The 18,452-nt window shown below is 33.1% G+C and carries 15 protein-coding genes; 8 read left to right on the forward strand and 7 right to left on the reverse strand.

Annotation, left to right across the window (positions count from 1 at the left end):
• Positions 1–17: 17 nt before the first annotated feature.
• The 6 genes from GCL57_RS11340 to GCL57_RS11365 form a co-directional block, all read right to left on the reverse strand.
• The gene (locus GCL57_RS11340; protein ID WP_425483352.1) at positions 18–1,484 is read right to left on the reverse strand and encodes a TldD/PmbA family protein; all 1,467 of its coding nucleotides are present in this window, start codon (positions 1,482–1,484) and stop codon (positions 18–20) included.
• A gap of 23 nt (positions 1,485–1,507) precedes the next feature.
• The gene (locus GCL57_RS11345; protein ID WP_152213467.1) at positions 1,508–2,293 is read right to left on the reverse strand and encodes a type 2 periplasmic-binding domain-containing protein; all 786 of its coding nucleotides are present in this window, start codon (positions 2,291–2,293) and stop codon (positions 1,508–1,510) included.
• Between the two features lie 28 nt (positions 2,294–2,321).
• Positions 2,322–4,133, reverse strand: a complete 1,812-nt coding sequence (gene aspS, locus GCL57_RS11350; RefSeq protein WP_152213468.1) for an aspartate--tRNA ligase — start codon at positions 4,131–4,133, stop codon at positions 2,322–2,324.
• A 96-nt stretch (positions 4,134–4,229) separates the two neighbouring features.
• A complete protein-coding gene (gene trmD / locus GCL57_RS11355; protein WP_152213469.1) occupies positions 4,230–4,976 on the reverse strand; it encodes a tRNA (guanosine(37)-N1)-methyltransferase TrmD in 747 nt (248 codons plus the stop codon).
• The gene (rimM, locus tag GCL57_RS11360; protein ID WP_152213470.1) at positions 4,973–5,533 is read right to left on the reverse strand and encodes a ribosome maturation factor RimM; all 561 of its coding nucleotides are present in this window, start codon (positions 5,531–5,533) and stop codon (positions 4,973–4,975) included. Before rimM ends, trmD begins: the two co-directional genes overlap by 4 nt.
• Positions 5,530–5,889 (reverse strand): cyclic di-GMP-binding domain-containing protein, MshE-related, encoded by a 360-nt coding sequence (locus tag GCL57_RS11365; RefSeq protein WP_152213471.1) that lies wholly within the window; start codon positions 5,887–5,889, stop codon positions 5,530–5,532. The genes rimM and GCL57_RS11365 overlap by 4 nt, the downstream gene beginning before the upstream one ends.
• 106 nt (positions 5,890–5,995) lie before the next feature.
• On the opposite strand from GCL57_RS11365, the gene GCL57_RS11370 reads away from it, so the two are divergent.
• The 8 genes from GCL57_RS11370 to GCL57_RS11405 all read left to right on the forward strand — a co-directional run bounded on the left by GCL57_RS11370 (position 5,996) and on the right by GCL57_RS11405 (position 17,370).
• Complete coding sequence (locus GCL57_RS11370; protein ID WP_161597727.1) at positions 5,996–6,985, forward strand: NUDIX domain-containing protein; 990 nt, start codon at positions 5,996–5,998, stop codon at positions 6,983–6,985.
• Between the two features lie 106 nt (positions 6,986–7,091).
• Positions 7,092–8,444, forward strand: a complete 1,353-nt coding sequence (locus GCL57_RS11375; RefSeq protein ID WP_152213473.1) for a cytochrome ubiquinol oxidase subunit I — start codon at positions 7,092–7,094, stop codon at positions 8,442–8,444.
• Positions 8,445–8,461: 17 nt separating this feature from the next.
• The gene (cydB, locus tag GCL57_RS11380) at positions 8,462–9,478 is read left to right on the forward strand and encodes a cytochrome d ubiquinol oxidase subunit II (RefSeq protein ID WP_152213474.1); all 1,017 of its coding nucleotides are present in this window, start codon (positions 8,462–8,464) and stop codon (positions 9,476–9,478) included.
• A gap of 161 nt (positions 9,479–9,639) precedes the next feature.
• Positions 9,640–12,705 carry an NAD-glutamate dehydrogenase domain-containing protein gene (locus GCL57_RS11385; RefSeq protein ID WP_152213475.1) on the forward strand — a complete coding sequence of 1,022 codons (3,066 nt, stop codon included), beginning with the start codon at positions 9,640–9,642 and terminating at the stop codon, positions 12,703–12,705.
• 51 nt (positions 12,706–12,756) lie between these two features.
• Positions 12,757–13,827, forward strand: a complete 1,071-nt coding sequence (locus GCL57_RS11390; RefSeq protein ID WP_161597728.1) for an AI-2E family transporter — start codon at positions 12,757–12,759, stop codon at positions 13,825–13,827.
• Between the two features lie 48 nt (positions 13,828–13,875).
• A complete protein-coding gene (locus GCL57_RS11395) occupies positions 13,876–14,844 on the forward strand; it encodes an aldo/keto reductase (protein WP_152213477.1) in 969 nt (322 codons plus the stop codon).
• 6 nt (positions 14,845–14,850) lie between these two features.
• A complete protein-coding gene (locus GCL57_RS11400; RefSeq protein WP_152213478.1) occupies positions 14,851–16,299 on the forward strand; it encodes a CRTAC1 family protein in 1,449 nt (482 codons plus the stop codon).
• Between the two features lie 12 nt (positions 16,300–16,311).
• Positions 16,312–17,370, forward strand: coding sequence for a squalene/phytoene synthase family protein (locus tag GCL57_RS11405; RefSeq protein WP_152213479.1), 1,059 nt, complete (start codon positions 16,312–16,314; stop codon positions 17,368–17,370).
• Between the two features lie 28 nt (positions 17,371–17,398).
• On the opposite strand, the gene GCL57_RS11410 is transcribed toward GCL57_RS11405, so the two are convergent.
• Positions 17,399–18,235 (reverse strand): substrate-binding periplasmic protein, encoded by an 837-nt coding sequence (locus GCL57_RS11410; RefSeq protein ID WP_152213480.1) that lies wholly within the window; start codon positions 18,233–18,235, stop codon positions 17,399–17,401.
• Between the last annotated feature and the right edge of the window lie 217 nt (positions 18,236–18,452).

The raw sequence follows: 18,452 nt of genomic DNA on the forward strand, positions 1-18,452 counted from the left end.
TTTTCCTTTATATATGATTATCGGCCACCAACTGTAATAGAATCTACTTTAATGTGAGGCTGTCCTACGGTTACATAAATACTTCCACTGACAGATCCACAAAAACCAGCCGAAATTTCAAGGTCATTGCCAGACATAGATATGCGTTGCATGACTTCGGGTGCTTGACCAATTAAGGTCGCACCTTTAACAGGTTTAGTTATTTTACCATTTTCAATGAGCCAAGCTTCTTCTACACCAAAATTGAAATCCCCTGTGCTCCCAACGCTGCCTCCACCAAGTTTTTTACAATAAATACCTTTATCAATACTCGAGAACATTTCTTCTTGAGTGAACTTACCGGGCGCTATATAAGTATTTCTCATACGACTTGCAGGTGCAAATGTGTAATTTTGTCTTCTGCCACTGCCCGTTCTTGGATGTCCTGTTAAAAGATTTCCTGTTCTATCACAAAGAAAGTTTCTTAAAACTCCATTTTCAATGAGTAAAGTTCTTTGTGCAGGCATGCCCTCATCATCCATTTCAATGGAGCCAAATCCATTTTCCCAACTGCCTTCATCCCAAGCGGTTAAATTTTCATGGGCAATCATTTTTCCTTTTTTATCAGCAAAAGGAGTTGAATTTCTTTGTACTGCAGTGGTTTCTAATAAGTGCCCACAAGCTTCATGAAAAATAACCCCACCAAATTGATTTGCAAGAATAACGGGGTAATTTCCTGATGATACAAAATCAGCGTGCAGCATGTTGCCTGCTGTTTCAGAAAGTTTTTCTGCAATTTCTTGAGTATTTAGTTTTCTGAAAAAATCAGGGTTTGAAGCGTCGCCTAAACGACTGTGTGATGATGTTCTATGTGCTCCATCTTCACAGAAAACTTGGGCTGAGATGCTTTGATTAAGACGAATGTCTTTTGCAAAGACCCCTTCGCTTGATGCAACCATAACTTCTTGCCAATCACGAAACCCGTTGGTTGTTGCACTTTGTAGAGAGCGTGTTGAATTTTGTTGAGCAGAGTTCAGTTTTAAGATTATTTCACACATTTCACTCACTGAACTACAGTGTGACAGCCATTTTGACTTTTGCTTTATTTCTGCATAATCTCTTAGTGGTTCTAAATTAATTTCAGATATAATTCGATTGTGACTTAAATTGAGACTATGAATATTAAGAGCTTTTTCTAAAATAACTTTAAGACCATTAAATGATATATCATTTGTTGATACGTAGCAGTCTTCTTTGCCTTTAAAAACACGAACTCCTGCTCCTAAACTTAATGAAGGAGTGATAGCTGTTACTTTAGAGTTCTCTATTAAGCTGCTCACATAATTTCCTCGTTGTAGAAAAAATTCTATAAAATCAGCTCCTGCAGCTCTACCGAGTCCTAGTAATAGTGATAGAGGTTCTCTCCAAGAGTTATCAAAAATTGCAGTTTGCATGGAATAATTAATTTGAGAAATATTTTCCATAGACAGAATGTTTCTCATTATTGTCTCCATAAATGAGTTTTAAATTATTTGGGTAAAAAAAGAGCGTCTCGATATTGAGTTAGAATTTCATCATACTTACCAGTATCTCTAATTTTCTTATCAGCAATTTGTAACTTTGTAATCATTTCCTTTGGCGCATTTTTAGTAACAGCTAAGAAAAATGTTACATTAAGTGGGCTAAATCCTCGTTGAATGCTTTTTACATCTAACTTTTTTGCGAGCAAAGTTTTAACAACTGTGCTTTCCGAATTAAACCATGCATCAACTTTTTTATTAAACAAACTAATAGCACACTGAGCTAATGTTGGTACAGGAGCTAGATTTTGGAAGCCTTGACTAATTAAATATTTATACAAAACAGAATCAAGCCAAACACAAATTTTATTTATTTTTTTAGCACTTTCAAGTGAAATAATATTTAAATTTGAGTCTTTTAATGAAAAAAAAGCGGTTTGTATATTTGCAATATGTCCTGTATTATAAAATAAATTCAGATTTTTTTCATTTAGTATTGCTACGGTTGAATATATATTAGAATCATTTGAATTCACGGATTGCATAATTGAAAATATTTCAGGAAGTGGATGAATTTCTTGTTTGTATTCTGTATCTGAGATTTTAAATAATTCTTTTGCGACATTTACATAAAACTCTGCAGGTGAAGGAGGGGTCATTAAAGTTAAAGTGTTTTTCGCAAAAGAGTTTCTTAGAGAAATAAGAAATGTTAATAAAATAATATATCTGAAAATGATAATTAATTTATTTAGAAAAGGAATTTTGTAATCGAGCATTTTAAAATGAAAAATCACTTCGTCCTCGATAAAAGCCTTAAATGAATTAAAGCTTTTTAATTTGAATATGTATATCGTTCAATTGACGTTCAGATACAGTCCCAGGCGCTCCCATCATGAGATCCATTGCTTTTTGATTTAATGGAAATGCAATAACTTCACGAATATTAGGTTCATCCAGAAGAAGCATGACCATACGATCGATACCAGGTGCAATGCCACCGTGGGGAGGCGCACCATAAGCAAAAGCATTCCAAAGGGCACCAAACTTACTCTCTACTACTTTTTCAGAGTATCCAGCTATTTCAAATGCCTTTTTCATAATGTCGCGACGATGATTGCGAATTGCTCCTGATGAAAGTTCAACGCCATTACAAATAAGGTCATACTGGTAAGCTAAAATATCAAGTGGATTTTTCTCTTGTAAAGAAAGCATACCACCTTGAGGCATGGAAAAAGGATTGTGAGAGAAATCAATCTTTTGTTCGTCTTCATTGAATTCAAACATTGGGAAGTCTACAATCCAAGCGAAAGCCCAAGTGTCTTTATTTCTTAGATTTAATTTTTCACCAAGGTAAAGGCGTACCTTTCCACCTAAAGTTTGGGTAGTAAGTTTATTGATTCCGACGATAAAAACAACTGCGTCGTTGTTTTGTAAATTAAGTTGACTGCCTAAGCCTTTTTTTTCTGCATCACTCAGCTGTTTGGCAATTGAGCCTTTCCACTCACCGTCTTTAACAGCAAGCCAAGGGAGACCGCCAAGTCCAGTTTGTTTGCTAAATGCATCAGCTTCATCAAAGAATTTACGACTTTGTGTTGCTGCATTTGGAATAACAATAGCGCGTATGATGCCTTTTTGGTCAAGTATATTTTTAAATACAGCAAATTGTGTGTGTGCTAAAGTTTCTTCCACATTTTGCATTTCTAAAGCAAAGCGAAGATCGGGTTTGTCAATTCCGTATTTATCCATAGCATCATGCCAAGGGATGCAAGGAATTTTTCGATTCTTATGAATGTATTTCGCGTCATAATTTAATAACGGCATGACTTTTCTGTTTGTAAACTGTTCGTTTTCAAACAATCCAAACATGAGATCTTCTATTATATTAAATACATCTTCTTGAGTCGCAAAGCTCATTTCTACATCAAGTTGATAAAACTCGCCAGGAGAACGATCTCCCCTAGGATCTTCATCACGAAAACAAGGTGCAATTTGAAAATATTTGTCAAATCCAGAGCACATTAAAAGTTGTTTAAACTGCTGTGGAGCTTGAGGAAGTGCATAGAAGTGGCCTGGATGGAGACGACTTGGTACAAGGAAGTCCCGTGCTCCTTCAGGTGAGCTGCTCGTGAGTATGGGAGTGCTAAATTCGTTAAAGCCAAGAGCATGCATTTTTTCGCGAATATAGCGAATAACATTGCAGCGAAACAATATGTTTTTGTGCATTTTTTCTGTGCGTAAATCAAGATATCGATAAGTCAGACGTGTGTCATCGCTTTCTTGTTTTGGATTGTGTGCTATTGGGAATGGAAGAATTTCTGCCGGAGATTCTATTTTAAAATCTGAAGCTAGAACTTCTATTTTTCCAGTAAATATTTGTTTATTTATAGCGCCTTCTCTTTTAACGACTTTACCTTTTACTTGTATAACAGATTCATGGCGAACGTGACTTGCTTCTGTAAAAAAAGGGGTATTTGGAGGAATGATAACTTGTGTAATACCATAATGATCTCTCACATCAATAAAAATGAGTCCGCCCAAGTCGCGTTTGGAATGAACCCATCCCATAAGACAAACATCCAAATTGATATGTTCTGTGCTGAGTTCAGAACATGTATGTGTACGTAAAGTTTGCATTTCCAAGCACCTTTCAAGAGAAAAACAAGAGAACAAAAGGGACATACCATAAATAGGGTTCATAGCCTAGTAAAGTCGAAAGTTATGGTATTACTCTTATTTTCCACTTTTCCAAATTTTTTCGACAAATGATTTTTCTTGTCTGCTTAAGGAATCCCAATATTGAAGAATGAGATCAGGGCGGTTTTGTGCGGTCAATTTAATCTGTTCTTTTCTATTAAATTCAGCTATTTTTTTATGATTTCCTGAGAAAAGAATTTCAGGCACTTTCATTTCTGAAAAAGTTTCAGGATGCGTGTATTGAGGAGCCTCAAGGAGACCGTTTTCAAAGCTATCTTGTTGAGAACTTATTTTATTACCAAGCACACCAGGGAGAAAACGCGCAACGGTATCTATGATACACATAGCTGGCAACTCTCCACCAGACAGGACAAAATCACCAACGCTTAAATTTAAATGAGAATATTTATTTATAACGCGCATATCGTAACCAGCATAGCGACCGCATAATAAAAGAATATGTTTTTTTTGTGCAAGATCTTTAGCTATTTGATTATTAAAAATTTTGCCTGATGGTGTTAAATTTATAATATAAGTAGACTCATTTTTAACAGATAAAATTGCTTTTTCAGTAATATCAGGGCGCAAAACCATTCCATCACCGCCACCTATTGGGTGATCATCAACATTTTTTCGCACGTTGTCAGAAAAATCTCTTAAATAAAGGCTTTCAAGCATTATGATATTATTTTTAATCGCTCTTGCTATGACACCTTCATTTTTTATTGTTTCAAACATTTCAGGGAACAGGGTCAGGGCAGAAAAGCGCAATTTCTCATTCACTGATCTTCATCCTCAAAAAACTCAGGAACATATATGATTTCAATAAATCTTTTTTCTTCATCAATATTTTTAATAAATGCATCGACAAATGGAAATAAGACTGACCTTTTTGAACCTTCTAACTCAATTTCAAGATTGTCTTGAGCCCCAAAGGAACTGACTCCAATTATTGAACCAATATTTCCTTTATTTTCAGCAATAACTTTAAATCCTTTTAAAGTATCAACAATATATTCATTTTGTCCGACAGATATTTCGTTTTTATGAACATAAATTTTTTTATTATAAAGTGGTTCAACATCATTACGAGATTCAAAGCCCTCAAGGACTAATGCAAGTGCATTCCCGCTAAGATAAGCTTTAAGCACCTTTTTTTCATGAAAGCCATTGGGTGTTTCAATGAGCAGTTTTTTATAGCCATCCCATTCTGTGCGTCTATCCTCTGTCTTTAAAAAAAATGCGCCCTTCAAACCATGAGGGCGGCCCACCTGCGCAAACTGAATGTACCCTCGCGAAGAGAGTTGTTTTTCATCTAAATGTTCTAATTTATTGGTCATGATTCCGGATCTTTTAAAAATGCGTTCAGCTCTGACTCCATATCAGACTGAGTGATGTATCCCAGTTCTACAAAAATTTGTCCAATAGGGCGAATGTTTTTTTGCTGAATTTCGAGTAAATGTGTGACATCCTCTTGTGTGAGGAGACCCATAGCTACAGCAATTTCACCAAAAGGTTTGGCCGTTTCTGATTGTCTGTTTAGAATCATAAAAATTTGCTCAACAGTCAGTTTGCCTTCATTTAGCGCAATGCGACCTATCGGAAGCCAAGTTTGTTTTTGAATGTCAAGAGCCATCATGACTTGCCCTGGCGTAATATAACCCTTTTTAACAAGATAGGATCCAAAAAGCAGCATATGAACCTCTCAGCCCCTCACGGTGAATAGCGGTGTCTAAGTTTACTTCTATTTTATGTCGACATATTTAAGAATAATATGAGTCAGAAGAAAGGATATGTGTCAAATGCTCTCGTCATTTGTAAGATTAAGAGATGATTGTGTTTTATGTCGAAAACTTTCAAATGCTAAGAATGAAAGTGAATTTATTTTTAATGGAGGACACAATTTTTTAGTCTATAAAAGCCCTTTTGCTCAAAAATGGCCAGGGGCACTGATGGCTGTTTACAAAAGACATATTTATGAGCACTCGCAAATTCGCGGGAGTGATCTTTTAGACACTCTGCAAAGCTTGGTATGTCTTGAGAAAGCTATTATGAAAGTAACAAAGTGCAAACGAATAAATTTTGTTAAATTTGCCAATGTGGCAAATCATTTGCATTGGCATATTATTCCTCGATACTATCAAGAAATTCATCTTGATAAATGTTCGTGGGAATTAAATCATTTATCTATAGAAGATTTATATAAAAATTCGGATTTAGATTTTTTTCAGAAAACTTCTTCGCTTTATTCAAACATTAAAAAAGAGTATACATTTGAAATACATCATAGAGAATCATCTTATTTTGGTTGTGCACTTTTCTTAAGAACTAGAGATAGTAAAAAAAGACATTTGATTTGGAAATACACACTTGAAGAAATTATAAATAATGCAAGAGAAAATCCAAAAGAGTGGGAATGTCTTTTAATGAAAAGAAATTATTTTGATTTTGCTTGGGATTTTATTGGTGGTAATTCTGATATAAATGAATTTCCTGAATTTACTATGCTTCGAGAAGTAAAAGAAGAAGTTGGCTGGAATATAAAATCATATAAAGAAGTATGTAGACAATGGAAACAAGGTACAATTAAGGGTTTTGTTTATTTAGCTATACCAGATGAAAGTCAATATATGGAAGATGAACCTCCACGAATTCAATGCGATGAAGTACAAACTGTTAAATATTTTAATTTGCATGAAATATTAATCTCAGAGCAATTTTCAGATAGTGTAAAAGGAAGAGTAAAAGCATTTATAGATAAAAGAGCCGATTTTTTAAGTATTGATTCTTAATAATTTCAATTTCTTACGTGCGCAACCTTTTGCTGCATTCCCTTTAATGAGACTTCTTCTATGACATTAATGTGTAGACGAATTTCAATGAAAAGGAGAATCAGAAATGACTGAATTCTTAGCGACCGAAATATTAGCCCGCCTGCAATTTGCACTTACAATAATGTTTCACTATTTATTTCCTCCTCTTTCCATAGGACTAGGATTGCTGCTGGTTATTATGGAGGGAATTTTTATTAGAACAAAAAATCCAATTTATGAAAAAATCACAAAGTTTTGGGTAAAAATTTACGCAGCAAATTTTGCTATGGGTGTTGCAACAGGGCTTGTTATGGAGTTTCAATTTGGTACAAATTGGGCCACTTATTCAAGGTTTGTAGGTGATATTTTTGGTTCAGCGCTTGCTGCAGAAGGTATTTTTGCATTTTTTTTGGAGTCAGGTTTTCTAGCAATATTAGTTTTTGGTTGGGATCGGGTTTCACCAAAAATCCATTTTCTATCTACAATTATGGTTGCACTCGGCTCTTTATTTTCAGCAATTTGGATTGTGATTGCAAATGCGTGGATGCAATCCCCTGTTGGATTTCATATTATTGGTGAAGGACTGCATCGGAAAGCTGTGATTGATGATTTTTGGACGATGGTGTTTAACCCTTCAAGTGTCCGTATGCTTGTTCATTGTGTTATTGGTTGTTGGCTCATGGGGGCATTTTTTGTCATGAGCATTAGTTCTTATTATATTTTAAAGAAACGGCACTTAGAAGTTGCAAAAAAATCATTTGTAATTGCTTTGATTCTTGGTTTTATAGGTTCTGTTTTAGCCGCTACTTCAGGACACTTTTTAGCAGAAAGAGTGTCTGTAACTCAACCTGCAAAATTAGCCGCAATGGAAGGTCATTACCGTACGGGGACAGGGGGATCTCCATTATATTTATTTGGAATACCAAATAACAAAACAGAGACTGTTGATTATGGAATAAAAATTCCGGGGGGGTTGAGTTTTTTAGTACATGGTAATTTTACAACACCTGTAGTCGCTCTTGATCAATTTAAAAAAGAAGATAGACCGCCTGTTGGAATTACATTTCAATCATATCATTTAATGATTTTTCTTGGAATATACATGTTAACATTGACTTCATTTTCACTTTTCTTATTAAAAATAAATAAATTGTTTGAGTCAAAATGGATGATGAAAATCTTTTGTGTATCAATTCTTGCTCCTGTTATTGCAAATCAAGCGGGTTGGGTTGCAACTGAGGTAGGTCGTCAGCCTTGGATTGTTTATGGACTTTTAAGAACACCAGATGGACTTTCAAAATCAGTTAAATCTGAACAAATATTAATTTCAATTATTATTTTTTCTATTATTTATATTCTATTATTTATAACCTATATTTTTGTTGTTAATAACAAAATAAAACATGGTCCGGATGATTTAATTCAAAAATTAAAATAAGATAATAGGAGAATAAAATGGATTTACATATTTTTTGGTTTATTGCTTTAGGTATATTATTGGCAGGATATGCTGTTTTAGATGGATTTGATCTTGGAGTTGGAATTCTTTATCCTTTAGCAAAGACAGATAATGAAAAACGTTTGTTTTTAAATTCAATTGGTCCTTTTTGGGATGGCAATGAAGTTTGGCTTGTTACTTTTGGTGGGGCTTTATTTGCAGCTTTTCCAGACGCTTATGCAACAGCCTTTTCTGGTTTTTATTTACCTTTTATGATGTTACTTTGGGCTCTTATTTTTAGAGCCGTGTCTATTGAATTTAGAAGTAAACATGACTCTTTAGTCTGGAGAGGTGCTTGGGATTGGGGTTTTTGTTTTGCAAGCTCACTTGCAACATTTTTATTTGGGGTGGCTGTTGGAAATTGCTTACGAGGAATTCCTGTAGGAGATGATAAAGAATTTTCAGGTGTTTTGGCAGATTTATTAAATCCATATGCAATTTCAATTGGCATTTTAGCTATTACAACTTTTGCAATGCACGGTTCTATTTTTCTTTATTTAAAGCTTGAAGGAGAAGTTAAAGAAAGAATTCATAAATGGTTATGGCATACATTTGGTTGTTTTGTTGTTTGTTATATTTTTTGTACAATTTATACTTTGGTGACTATTCCACATGCAATATATAATTTTGAACATCATCCATGGCTATGGTCTATTGTGATATTAAATGTACTTGCAATAGGAAATATTCCGCGCGCTTTATTTTTAGGAAAACCAGGATATGCCTTTTTATCTTCATCAGCGACCCTCATTGCTTTTACAGCTTTGTTTGGAGTTGCTCTTTTTCCAAATCTCATTACATCAAGTTTAAATTCTGAATATAGCTTAAATATTTATAATGCTTCTTCTTCAGATAAAACTCTGCACTTGATGAAGATCATAGCCTTTATTGGGATGCCTTTTGTTATTGCATACACTCTCATAATCTACTGGGTCTTTAGGGGTAAGGTAAAATTAGGAAAATTCAGTTATTAAAATTTTTATAAGATCATTTATATTCTAAAATCTACTTTCCTTTCCGATAAAAAATGGTTACTGAATTTGCAAGTCAATTTTGATGTGTTAGTTACATTTTAAGTTTATCCTTTGATAAACTATTTGTTTGTTCATGTAGTGATACCGACTTGGAGTAAATCATGACATTGCCAAAAATACATAGCCATAAGTGGTTAAGTGAAGTTGAATTGCTTGATTCTGATATTGAACCTTCAGAATCTCTTATTCCAGCAAATATTGGTAAATTTTTTGCCGGAATTTCTGATTCCAAAGCATGCTCAAATGTAACAAATGGTATTTTAAATGATATTTCTAAAGAACTCGAACACACAGTTCCTTGGTTTTTATCTCAAATGCCACCCCTTTATTTGTGGTCAACCTCACAAAAAGCGGTTATGGATGATATTATTGAAATTGTTTCTGGAAAGGTTTTAACTGAAAAACAGGTTGCTGAAAGAGTCTGCGCAGCTTCCCAAACCGTAACTTTAATAGCTGCTGGTGAGCACTCTACTGCTTCGGTGCGCATTGCTCCAGAGCTTTCTCGCTTTCAGTGTAAGCTTGCTCGTCTTTTTAATTCTTTAGATAAAAAAATTGGACTTTGTGAAATATATCAAGCTCCATATAATACAGAAACAGCTTGGCTTAGTAAAGCAAATCAAGCAAAACTCGAATCTTTAAAAAAATTACTTGGAAATAAGTCAAAAGTAAGAGTAGATGATTTCATTGCATCCCTTGATAAAGATTATGTTGATGTTTCTACAGTAAAACAAATGTCTTTAGCATTTGATGCGATTGAATATTGTACTGAGAATGAAAATTCATTTGTTAATTTAACTACAATTGTCGATGAAATTACAAAAGATGCAAGAGTAAGAGTTGATATTTGTTTAAAGCATTTTCCGGTTAATGCCGCGATGGAAAATATTATCGGTATTTTTAATCGATATAATTTTCAAGTTAGACGTTTATTAGCTACAGAAATTTGTACAGAAGATAAACAAAAATTTACTGTAATGCACCTTATTTCTGGAACTCCAACAGGCGAAGTTATAACGGAACATATGAAATCATGGGGTAAAGTTTTAAAGAGTTTAAAAACCCTTTCATATGTCGATCATGGTGATGAATTCACGAATTTATTACAAGGGGAAAATCCATTTAGTTTGAATGAAACTAACCTTGTCCGTGCATTAGCGAATTGGGTACATATTTTCTTAACTAAACAAAACCCATATTATTATTCAATCGATAGAGTTTCCAAAGTTATTGTAAATAATCCTCATTATATGGATTTGAGTATCAAATATTTTAGAGCACGTTTTGATCCTCGTTTTCATGGTGAGCGTAATCATTCTATATCAGATTGTTACAATCAAATAAAAGCAGCTTTTGCTGAATTAAATGATGTTGTAGAAAAAAATATTTTAAAAGAGGGATTAAACTTTCTAACCCATATTTTAAAAACAAATTATTTTTTAATTTCAAAAGGTGGTTTGACTTTTAGAATGGATCCTTCTGTTCTTGATAAGCATTATTATCCTGAGACACCTTTCGGTATTTTCTACATGATTGGACGAAACTTTAGAGCATTTCAAGTCCGTTATCGTGATATTTCGCGCGGAGGAATGAGAGTCGTTATGCCTCGTTCTTCGGGTGATTATGAGAATGCATTAGCTGGAATTTTCGATGAAGTAAATGGTTTAGCTTCGGCGCAACAGTTAAAAAATAAAGATATTCCTGAAGGTGGCAGTAAATGCGTTATGGTTGTCCGTCAAGGAGGCGATAAAAATGAAGCTGTTAAAGCTGCAATATCAGGATTATTAGATTTAATAGTAACGGATCCAATTTCGGGCGCGCTAAAAGATGGTATTATTGATTATCATGGTAAAGAAGAAATAGTTTACTTAGGACCAGATGAAAATCTAACTGATGATCTTATCCTTTGGATTATTAAACATGCTTTGCATCGTAAATATAAATATGCTTATGCATTTATGTCTTCAAAGCCTGACTTTGGTATAAATCATAAAGTTTATGGTGTTACTTCTGAAGGTGTTAATGTTTATGTAGATAACGTTCTTCGTTACCTTGGTCTGCAAAATTCTACTTTTAGAGTTAAAATGACTGGAGGTCCAGATGGAGATGTTGCTGGAAATGAGTTAAATATTCTTTATCGAGAATATGGTGAGCGCTGTCGTGTTGTCTCTATTGGTGATGGATTTGGAGCTGCTTTCGATCCAAAAGGTTTAAATTGGCAAGAATTATTACGTCTATATACAGAATCTCGATCAATAGTTGAATTTAATCCAGATAAACTGAGTGGTGATAGTAAAGCTTTTGTTATCTCTGCAAATACGAAAGAAAATACGAAAATCCGCGATACACTTTATGCAGTTGTGGAAGCTGAAATATTTATTCCAGCAGGTGGTCGTCCATATACCGTAAAAGAGAGTAATTGGGATAAGTATTTATTGCCAAATGGAAAACCAAGTTCGTTAGCAATCGTAGAAGGCGCAAATATCTTTTTTACAAAAGAAGCTAGACAGAAAATTGTAGACTCTGGCGCTGTCGTAATAAAAGATAGCTCCGCTAATAAAGCAGGAGTAAGCTGCTCTTCATATGAAATAATTGCGTGTCTTACTATATTACCAGAAGAGTTTTCTGAAATAAAAGATATTTATGTTAAACAAGTTTTACGTATTATAAGGTTTAATGCCGATCAAGAAGCAAAACTTTTGTTCCGTGAATGGCAAAAAAATAAATCAGGAACAGATCTCGTTAAATTAAGTTATGAAATATCAACTGAAATTAACTCTGCTAAAGATATTTTGCTAGATAAATTAAATTTATTAAGTGATGAAGAGCTTTCAGGTAGTAAGTATACTTTTGTTTTATTAAAGCATTGTCCTACAATTTTAGTAGAAAAATATCGTTCGCGAATTTTAGAACGTCTGCCGCGTGCACATAAAATTGCTATATTAAGTGCTCATATGGCCAGCCATTTAGTTTATAGAGAAGGTTTGAACTGGTTAGAATCAATGCATCCAGATCAAATATTTAAAGTAGCGCTTGATTATATGGATGCAGAACGTAACATCGAGAAAATGGTTGCCGAGCTTGAAAATAGCAATATCTCATTTAAAAATGAAATTGCTGAGGTTCTCAAAGCTGCTGGTGCGAAGCATCTTGCTTCCCATCGACTCTAAAACTCTTCTTAAATTAAGAGGCTTACGGTAACCTCAAACAAGGAGGTTACCGTGCGTTCTTTTTTCACTCGCGAACAAAATTTTTTTCTCTTGGTATCAATTCTCTGTTTTTATGTGATTTATCCTTTTATATTGCCGCTTGTTTTAGGTATAACATTTGCATATCTTTTTGAACCTATTTTAAATAAATTAATCCATTATTTTAAATTAAAAAAAGTTATATGGAAATGGATTATTTCGATTTTAATTATCTTTCTAACATTTATTTCAATTCTAGGCCCAATTTTAACTTTAATTACAACTGGTATTCAAGAGCTGAGTGCAGTTTTAATTGTAATGGAAAGTGAGCTTAAAAATCCAATGCATATTGATAGTGCCGCTAAACATATCAGTGAATTTTTATCTAAATTTGGAATTGAATATTCAATTGCAGAGCTTATTGATAAAGGAATAGATTTTCTGAAGAAAGCAGCCTCTCTTATTGCTTCAAATGCGGGTACAGCTCTTACAGCAACACCGGGTTATATTGTTAAAGTTTCTGTTTTAATTTTAACTTGGTGCTTTTTTTTAATCCACGGCAAAAAATATAGAAATACAGTTTTACCTAAAATTATTCCTTGGGAAAGAGAACGGCAAATAGTTGCAAAAACGGTTTCATCGGTTTTAAAAGCACTCATCGTTGCAAATGTTCTTGTATCTTGTATTCAAGCAATTCTTATTACGACTGTGCTTGTTGCATTTGGAGTTCCTCGTTTTGCATTACTTGGTATAATTGCTTTCTTTGTATCTTTTATTCCGGTTATAGGCACTGCACCCGTCATGATTGGTGCAGCAGCTTGGTGCTATTTGAGTGAAGGTAGAGTTGGAGCGGCAATTGGTATTTTAATATGTGCGGTTATTATAAGCTTTGCAGATAATGTTTTGCGTCCATTTTTTATGAAAGGTGGGGCTGAATTGAGTTTCTTTTGGATTTTCCTTGCCATTGTAGGGGGAATGTCTCAATTTGGAGTATCAGGTGCTGTATTAGGTCCTGTTTGTTTTGCTCTTTTTGTCGCTGCAAATAAAACTTTAGATGAAATGCGGCAGAAGACAATCCATGAAGAAGATGTTCCAAATCCTTAATAGTAACATTCATTTTAGGATTTAAAATAAAAATAAGGATGCAATGATATGATTTATCGTTCTCTTGGTAAGAATTTGCAAGTTTCTGCTCTAGGATTTGGAGGAGCTGCGTTGAGTGGAGATGAGGGCGGCTATGGTTTTGGAAAAATTTCTGATGAAAAAGCTCATGACCTTCTGCAATATGCTTATGAAAAAGGCGTGACTTTATTTGATACGGCTCCCATTTATGGGTTTGGAAATTCTGAAAAAAGAATAGGAAGAAGTCTTTCTGGAGTGTCTCAAATAAGAAAAAAAATCATATTAGTCTCTAAACTAGGGGCAACTTGGAATAAAGAGAAAGTGAGAATTCTCGATAACTCGCCTGACTCAGTAAAACGCATGCTTTCAGAATCATTAGAGAATCTTAAAACAGATTATCTTGATTTATATATGATTCATTGGCCAGATGCTAAGAACCCTCTGGAAAAAACCATGGAAGCACTTTTAAGAGCTAAAGAAGAAGGTCTTATCCGTAATATTGGAGTTTGTAATTTTGATGAATTTCAATTAAGTAGAGCCTTAAATGTAGGGAATGTGGATGTTCTCCAAAATCCATTTTCTATGTTAGATATTACAGCTAAAAATGAGCTATTTACTTTTATTAAAGAAAGAAATATTGGTTTTATGGCTTATGGAACCCTTGCAAAAGGAATGCTTTCAGGCTCATTTTCAAATAATAAAATATTTGATTCATCTGATGTGCGAAGCTTAAAAGGAAAGATGTTTGAAGATCTTTATAACTCGCTATCTCCATTGCTTAAATCCTTCTTTCAAATTGCAAAAGAGTGTTCTTTAACACCTGCGCAGTTGGCTCTTGCTTGGGTGCTTTCCCATGAAGAAGTTGGAGTTGCTTTATGTGGGGCAAAATCTATTGAGCAACTTGATGATCTTATAAATCAAATTCAATATTCAATACCAGCTGAGGCAAAGCATATTTTAGATAAGCTTTCTGTGCAATTTAAAAAGATAAGAGTATAGAATTGTATGTTTTTTAAGGTAAAAAAAAATAAAATTGCTTTTAGGGATGCTTCGTTTACATTAGATAATAATCTTCCCTCGCAGTCGTATGGTGTTGCAATTTTTGATATCGATGGTGATCATGAAAATGAAATATTAATTGCAAATGCATTTAGCGAAAATATCATATATAAATATAATGAAGAAAAGCAGAAATTTTATAATGTAGCACCTGATAATTTTAAAAAATCAGACAAAGCGACTCTCAGTCTGTGTATTGGTGATTTCTTAGGAAATGGTTCACAAGCTGTTTACATGCTACACGCAGATACATTAGAGGGAATAAAAACCCAATATGACAGTGTGTTTGTAAGAGAATCGAATAGGAAAAATATATTAACTTTTAAAGAATACTTAGGCACGAACTCTCCAATGAGCAATCCATACTCTGGACGAAGTGTAGCTGCAGTAGATGCAGAAGGACAGGGTAAACACGATTTTTATGTAGTTAATTATGATGCTCCTAGCTTATTTTATACATATGATAATCATGAAAAATCTATAAAAGAAAAATCCAAAGAATTAGGTATTCGCCAATATGCTGGGGGAAGAAGCATTTTAGCGCAGTATATTATCAGCAAAAAAGCAATCGACATTTTTGTTGGAAATGAAGAAGATCCTAATGCCTTATTTAAAAAAGATAAGACAGGAAAATATGAAGAAGTTGCTTCAGGGTATAACCTTACAGATATACGAAACAATGCCCGTGGAGTTGCCATTGCAGATTTTGATGGGAATGGATTTGCAGATATTGTGGTAGGGACTTGGGAGGGATTAAATTCAATTTTTATGCAGAAAAAACCAGGAATATTTGAAAATCTCTCTCCTGGATTTTTTTGTGAACCTCGTCGCATACGCAGTGTTATTGTGGCTGATTTTGATAATGATGGAAATGAAGAAATCTTTATTAATAACATCGGGCAACGAAACCGGATGTTTCGTTATTTAGGTAACAATGACTGGGAAGAAATTGATATAGGGCCACTTGCTTGTAAAGGTCTACAAGGTACAGGTGCGTCGGTTGGTGATCTCACTGGCAATGGGTTTCTTGATATTTTTATTTCAGTTGGTGAAGGACATTTACAAAAAAATAAACTCTTTTTGGGTATCCAAAATGATAACTCGTGGTTAAGAATTCAGCCTTTGACTCAAAATGGATTTCCAGCATTGAGTGCTAAAGTTCGACTTATTTCTAAAAAGAATAAAAATCAAACTAAATTTATATGTTCTGGAAGTGGATATCTTTGTCAGATGGAACCTGTTGCACATTTTGGTTTTGGTCTTGATAATCCAGAAATATCCTATATAGAAATAACTTGGCCAGGTAATGGTAAGGAAACTCCTCCTAAAAGAAAGCTACTTGGAAAAGATATAAATTTGAATACATTTATACAAGTTCCGCATCCCAATTCTTAAGAAAGTTATTAAATGGATCTTTTAAAGCAAAATGCTCAAATCTCAAAGGAAATGTTAACTCCTGTTTCAGTGAACTCTTTAGAATATTGCGAAACTATTATTAATCATGTTTCTCGCTCTTTTTCATTAGGTATTAATTTACTTAAAGGAGAAATTAAAAAAAGCGTTTTAATTGGTTATTTATTATGTCGTATAATTGATACTGTTGAAGACGATCAGACTCTTGAAACTCAAGTTAAGGAAAAGTATCTAAGAGATTTTTTGAATTGCTTTGAAAATATAGAGAATTCTTATTCCTATTCAAAAATAAGCGAGCTTTTAAAAGGTGATAAATATCATCTTGAATTGGTGCAAAACACTCATAAAGTTTTCGATGTGTATTTTACATTATCACAAAATACAAGGAACGTATTGCAAAAATGGGTGACTGAAATGTGCCAAGGTATGATTCTCTTTATCTCAAAACAACCTAATGGTATAAGAATTCAAAATATAAAAGAATATAAAAGCTATTGCTATTATGTTGCAGGAACTGTTGGTTATTTATTAACAGATCTATGGAAAGAATATGGCTGTAGAATAACTGAAAAAAAATATAATGAACTTAATAAATATTCGGGAATTTTTGGTGAAGCATTACAAACAATAAATATTTTAAAAGATGTTGCTTGGGACGCTAAACATGAAAACTCTATTTATATACCTCAAGATATTTTAGCTAAACACGGTTCTTCACATGAATTTATTTTAAATAATAATTATTATTATCAAAACGAAAAAGCGGTGAAGGAAATAATGCATATTGCGAATGATAATTTGAATGTATCATTAAATTACATCAAAGGAATTTCTAAATTTAATTTTCGAATTCGATTTTTCTGTATTTTCCCACTTTTAATGGCATTTGCGACTCTTAAAAAGATTAAAAATGCACCTAATTTACTCACACCAGAGAAAACGATTAAAGTTTCAAGAGGAGAGGTAAAAACTATAGTGAAACTATCTTTTTTAAGTGCTCTAAGTAATAATTTTTTAATAAAATCAGCCTCTCATATTTATAAATTAAAATAAATATGGCTTCATTAAAATTTTTATCAATTTATTTTTCAAAATCTGGTTTTACAACGACTTCATTAATAAAATTTTGAGGAATATATTTTAAGAATATTCTTTTTGTAGTTCCTTCTTTATATAATTGAACAAAGGCGTCATCAAATTTATTAACTAACTTTTCAGACATACCCTTTTTACTGTACATTAAATAGGTAAATGGAGGAGATTCATCTAGTAAGAGGGAGAGAAATTTAAAATTTATTTTCTTATCTATTTTTTTATTTTGTTTTAATTCTTTGATGAGTTCATTGGTTTGTATGACATCGCCAATAAAGGCATTCACTCTATTATTTGAGGTTTTTATAATTGATAAATCATCATGCAGTGCCATTTCAAATTTATTAGGATATTTGGCCAGCATTTTTTCAAATATCTTTCCGTAATTATAACCGTTAGAGTATCCAATTATAAAATTTTTCTCTTTCATGAGTTCTTCAGAAGATAGCTTAGATAATTTATCATAGTCTTTTGAACTTACAAATATAGCATTGCGGCCTTTGCTATAATATCGCTTATAATAAGCATATTTTTCTCTTTCTGGAGTTTTTAAAGCATTGAACATGATATCAACTCGGCCCTTTTCTAACTCAAACAGTCCTCTTTTCCAAGGAAGATATTCAAAACGGATATTTTTTAAACAACCAATTTTTTTCGCAGCAGCAAGCAGTAAATCAACTGAAGAGCCTTTAGGGTGAGTATTCAGAGAAATGTCGCCAATTTGATAAGGCGGGAAATTTTCCCAAACTACTTTTATAATTTCTTTCTCACATGCAAATAATTTTATTTGAAATAAGATTATAATAAATAAAAAAATAGTTTTCATGATAATTTCTCAAAAAATTAAAAAATATTAATTGATTATTAATGATAAGAAGAAAAATTTCTGATGTCAATAAGAAGAATAGACATATTCTATGAGTATAGCTTCTTAGAAATAAAAATAAGTTCTCAGAGTTTATTAAAATGGAATATTTAGAACTGTCAAAAAAAATTAGCGAACTATTGACATAGTTTTTTTTATTCATAAACTTTCAAGATTA

Source organism: Fluviispira multicolorata (genome assembly GCF_009208585.1).
Taxonomy (GTDB): Bacteria; Bdellovibrionota_B; Oligoflexia; order Silvanigrellales; family Silvanigrellaceae; genus Silvanigrella; species Silvanigrella multicolorata.

Bases quoted from the DNA above. Each gene is read 5' to 3' on its own strand.
- aspS (WP_152213468.1), bottom strand. From the start codon at position 4,133: ATGCAAACTTTACGTACACATACATGTTCTGAACTCAGCACAGAACAT.
- rimM (WP_152213470.1), bottom strand. From the start codon at position 5,533: ATGACCAATAAATTAGAACATTTAGATGAAAAACAACTCTCTTCGCGA.
- GCL57_RS11365 (WP_152213471.1), bottom strand. From the start codon at position 5,889: ATGCTGCTTTTTGGATCCTATCTTGTTAAAAAGGGTTATATTACGCCA.
- GCL57_RS11370 (WP_161597727.1), top strand. From the start codon at position 5,996: ATGCTCTCGTCATTTGTAAGATTAAGAGATGATTGTGTTTTATGTCGA.
- GCL57_RS11375 (WP_152213473.1), top strand. From the start codon at position 7,092: ATGACTGAATTCTTAGCGACCGAAATATTAGCCCGCCTGCAATTTGCA.
- cydB (WP_152213474.1), top strand. From the start codon at position 8,462: ATGGATTTACATATTTTTTGGTTTATTGCTTTAGGTATATTATTGGCA.
- GCL57_RS11385 (WP_152213475.1), top strand. From the start codon at position 9,640: ATGACATTGCCAAAAATACATAGCCATAAGTGGTTAAGTGAAGTTGAA.
- GCL57_RS11395 (WP_152213477.1), top strand. From the start codon at position 13,876: ATGATTTATCGTTCTCTTGGTAAGAATTTGCAAGTTTCTGCTCTAGGA.
- GCL57_RS11400 (WP_152213478.1), top strand. From the start codon at position 14,851: ATGTTTTTTAAGGTAAAAAAAAATAAAATTGCTTTTAGGGATGCTTCG.
- GCL57_RS11405 (WP_152213479.1), top strand. From the start codon at position 16,312: ATGGATCTTTTAAAGCAAAATGCTCAAATCTCAAAGGAAATGTTAACT.
- GCL57_RS11410 (WP_152213480.1), bottom strand. From the start codon at position 18,235: ATGAAAACTATTTTTTTATTTATTATAATCTTATTTCAAATAAAATTA.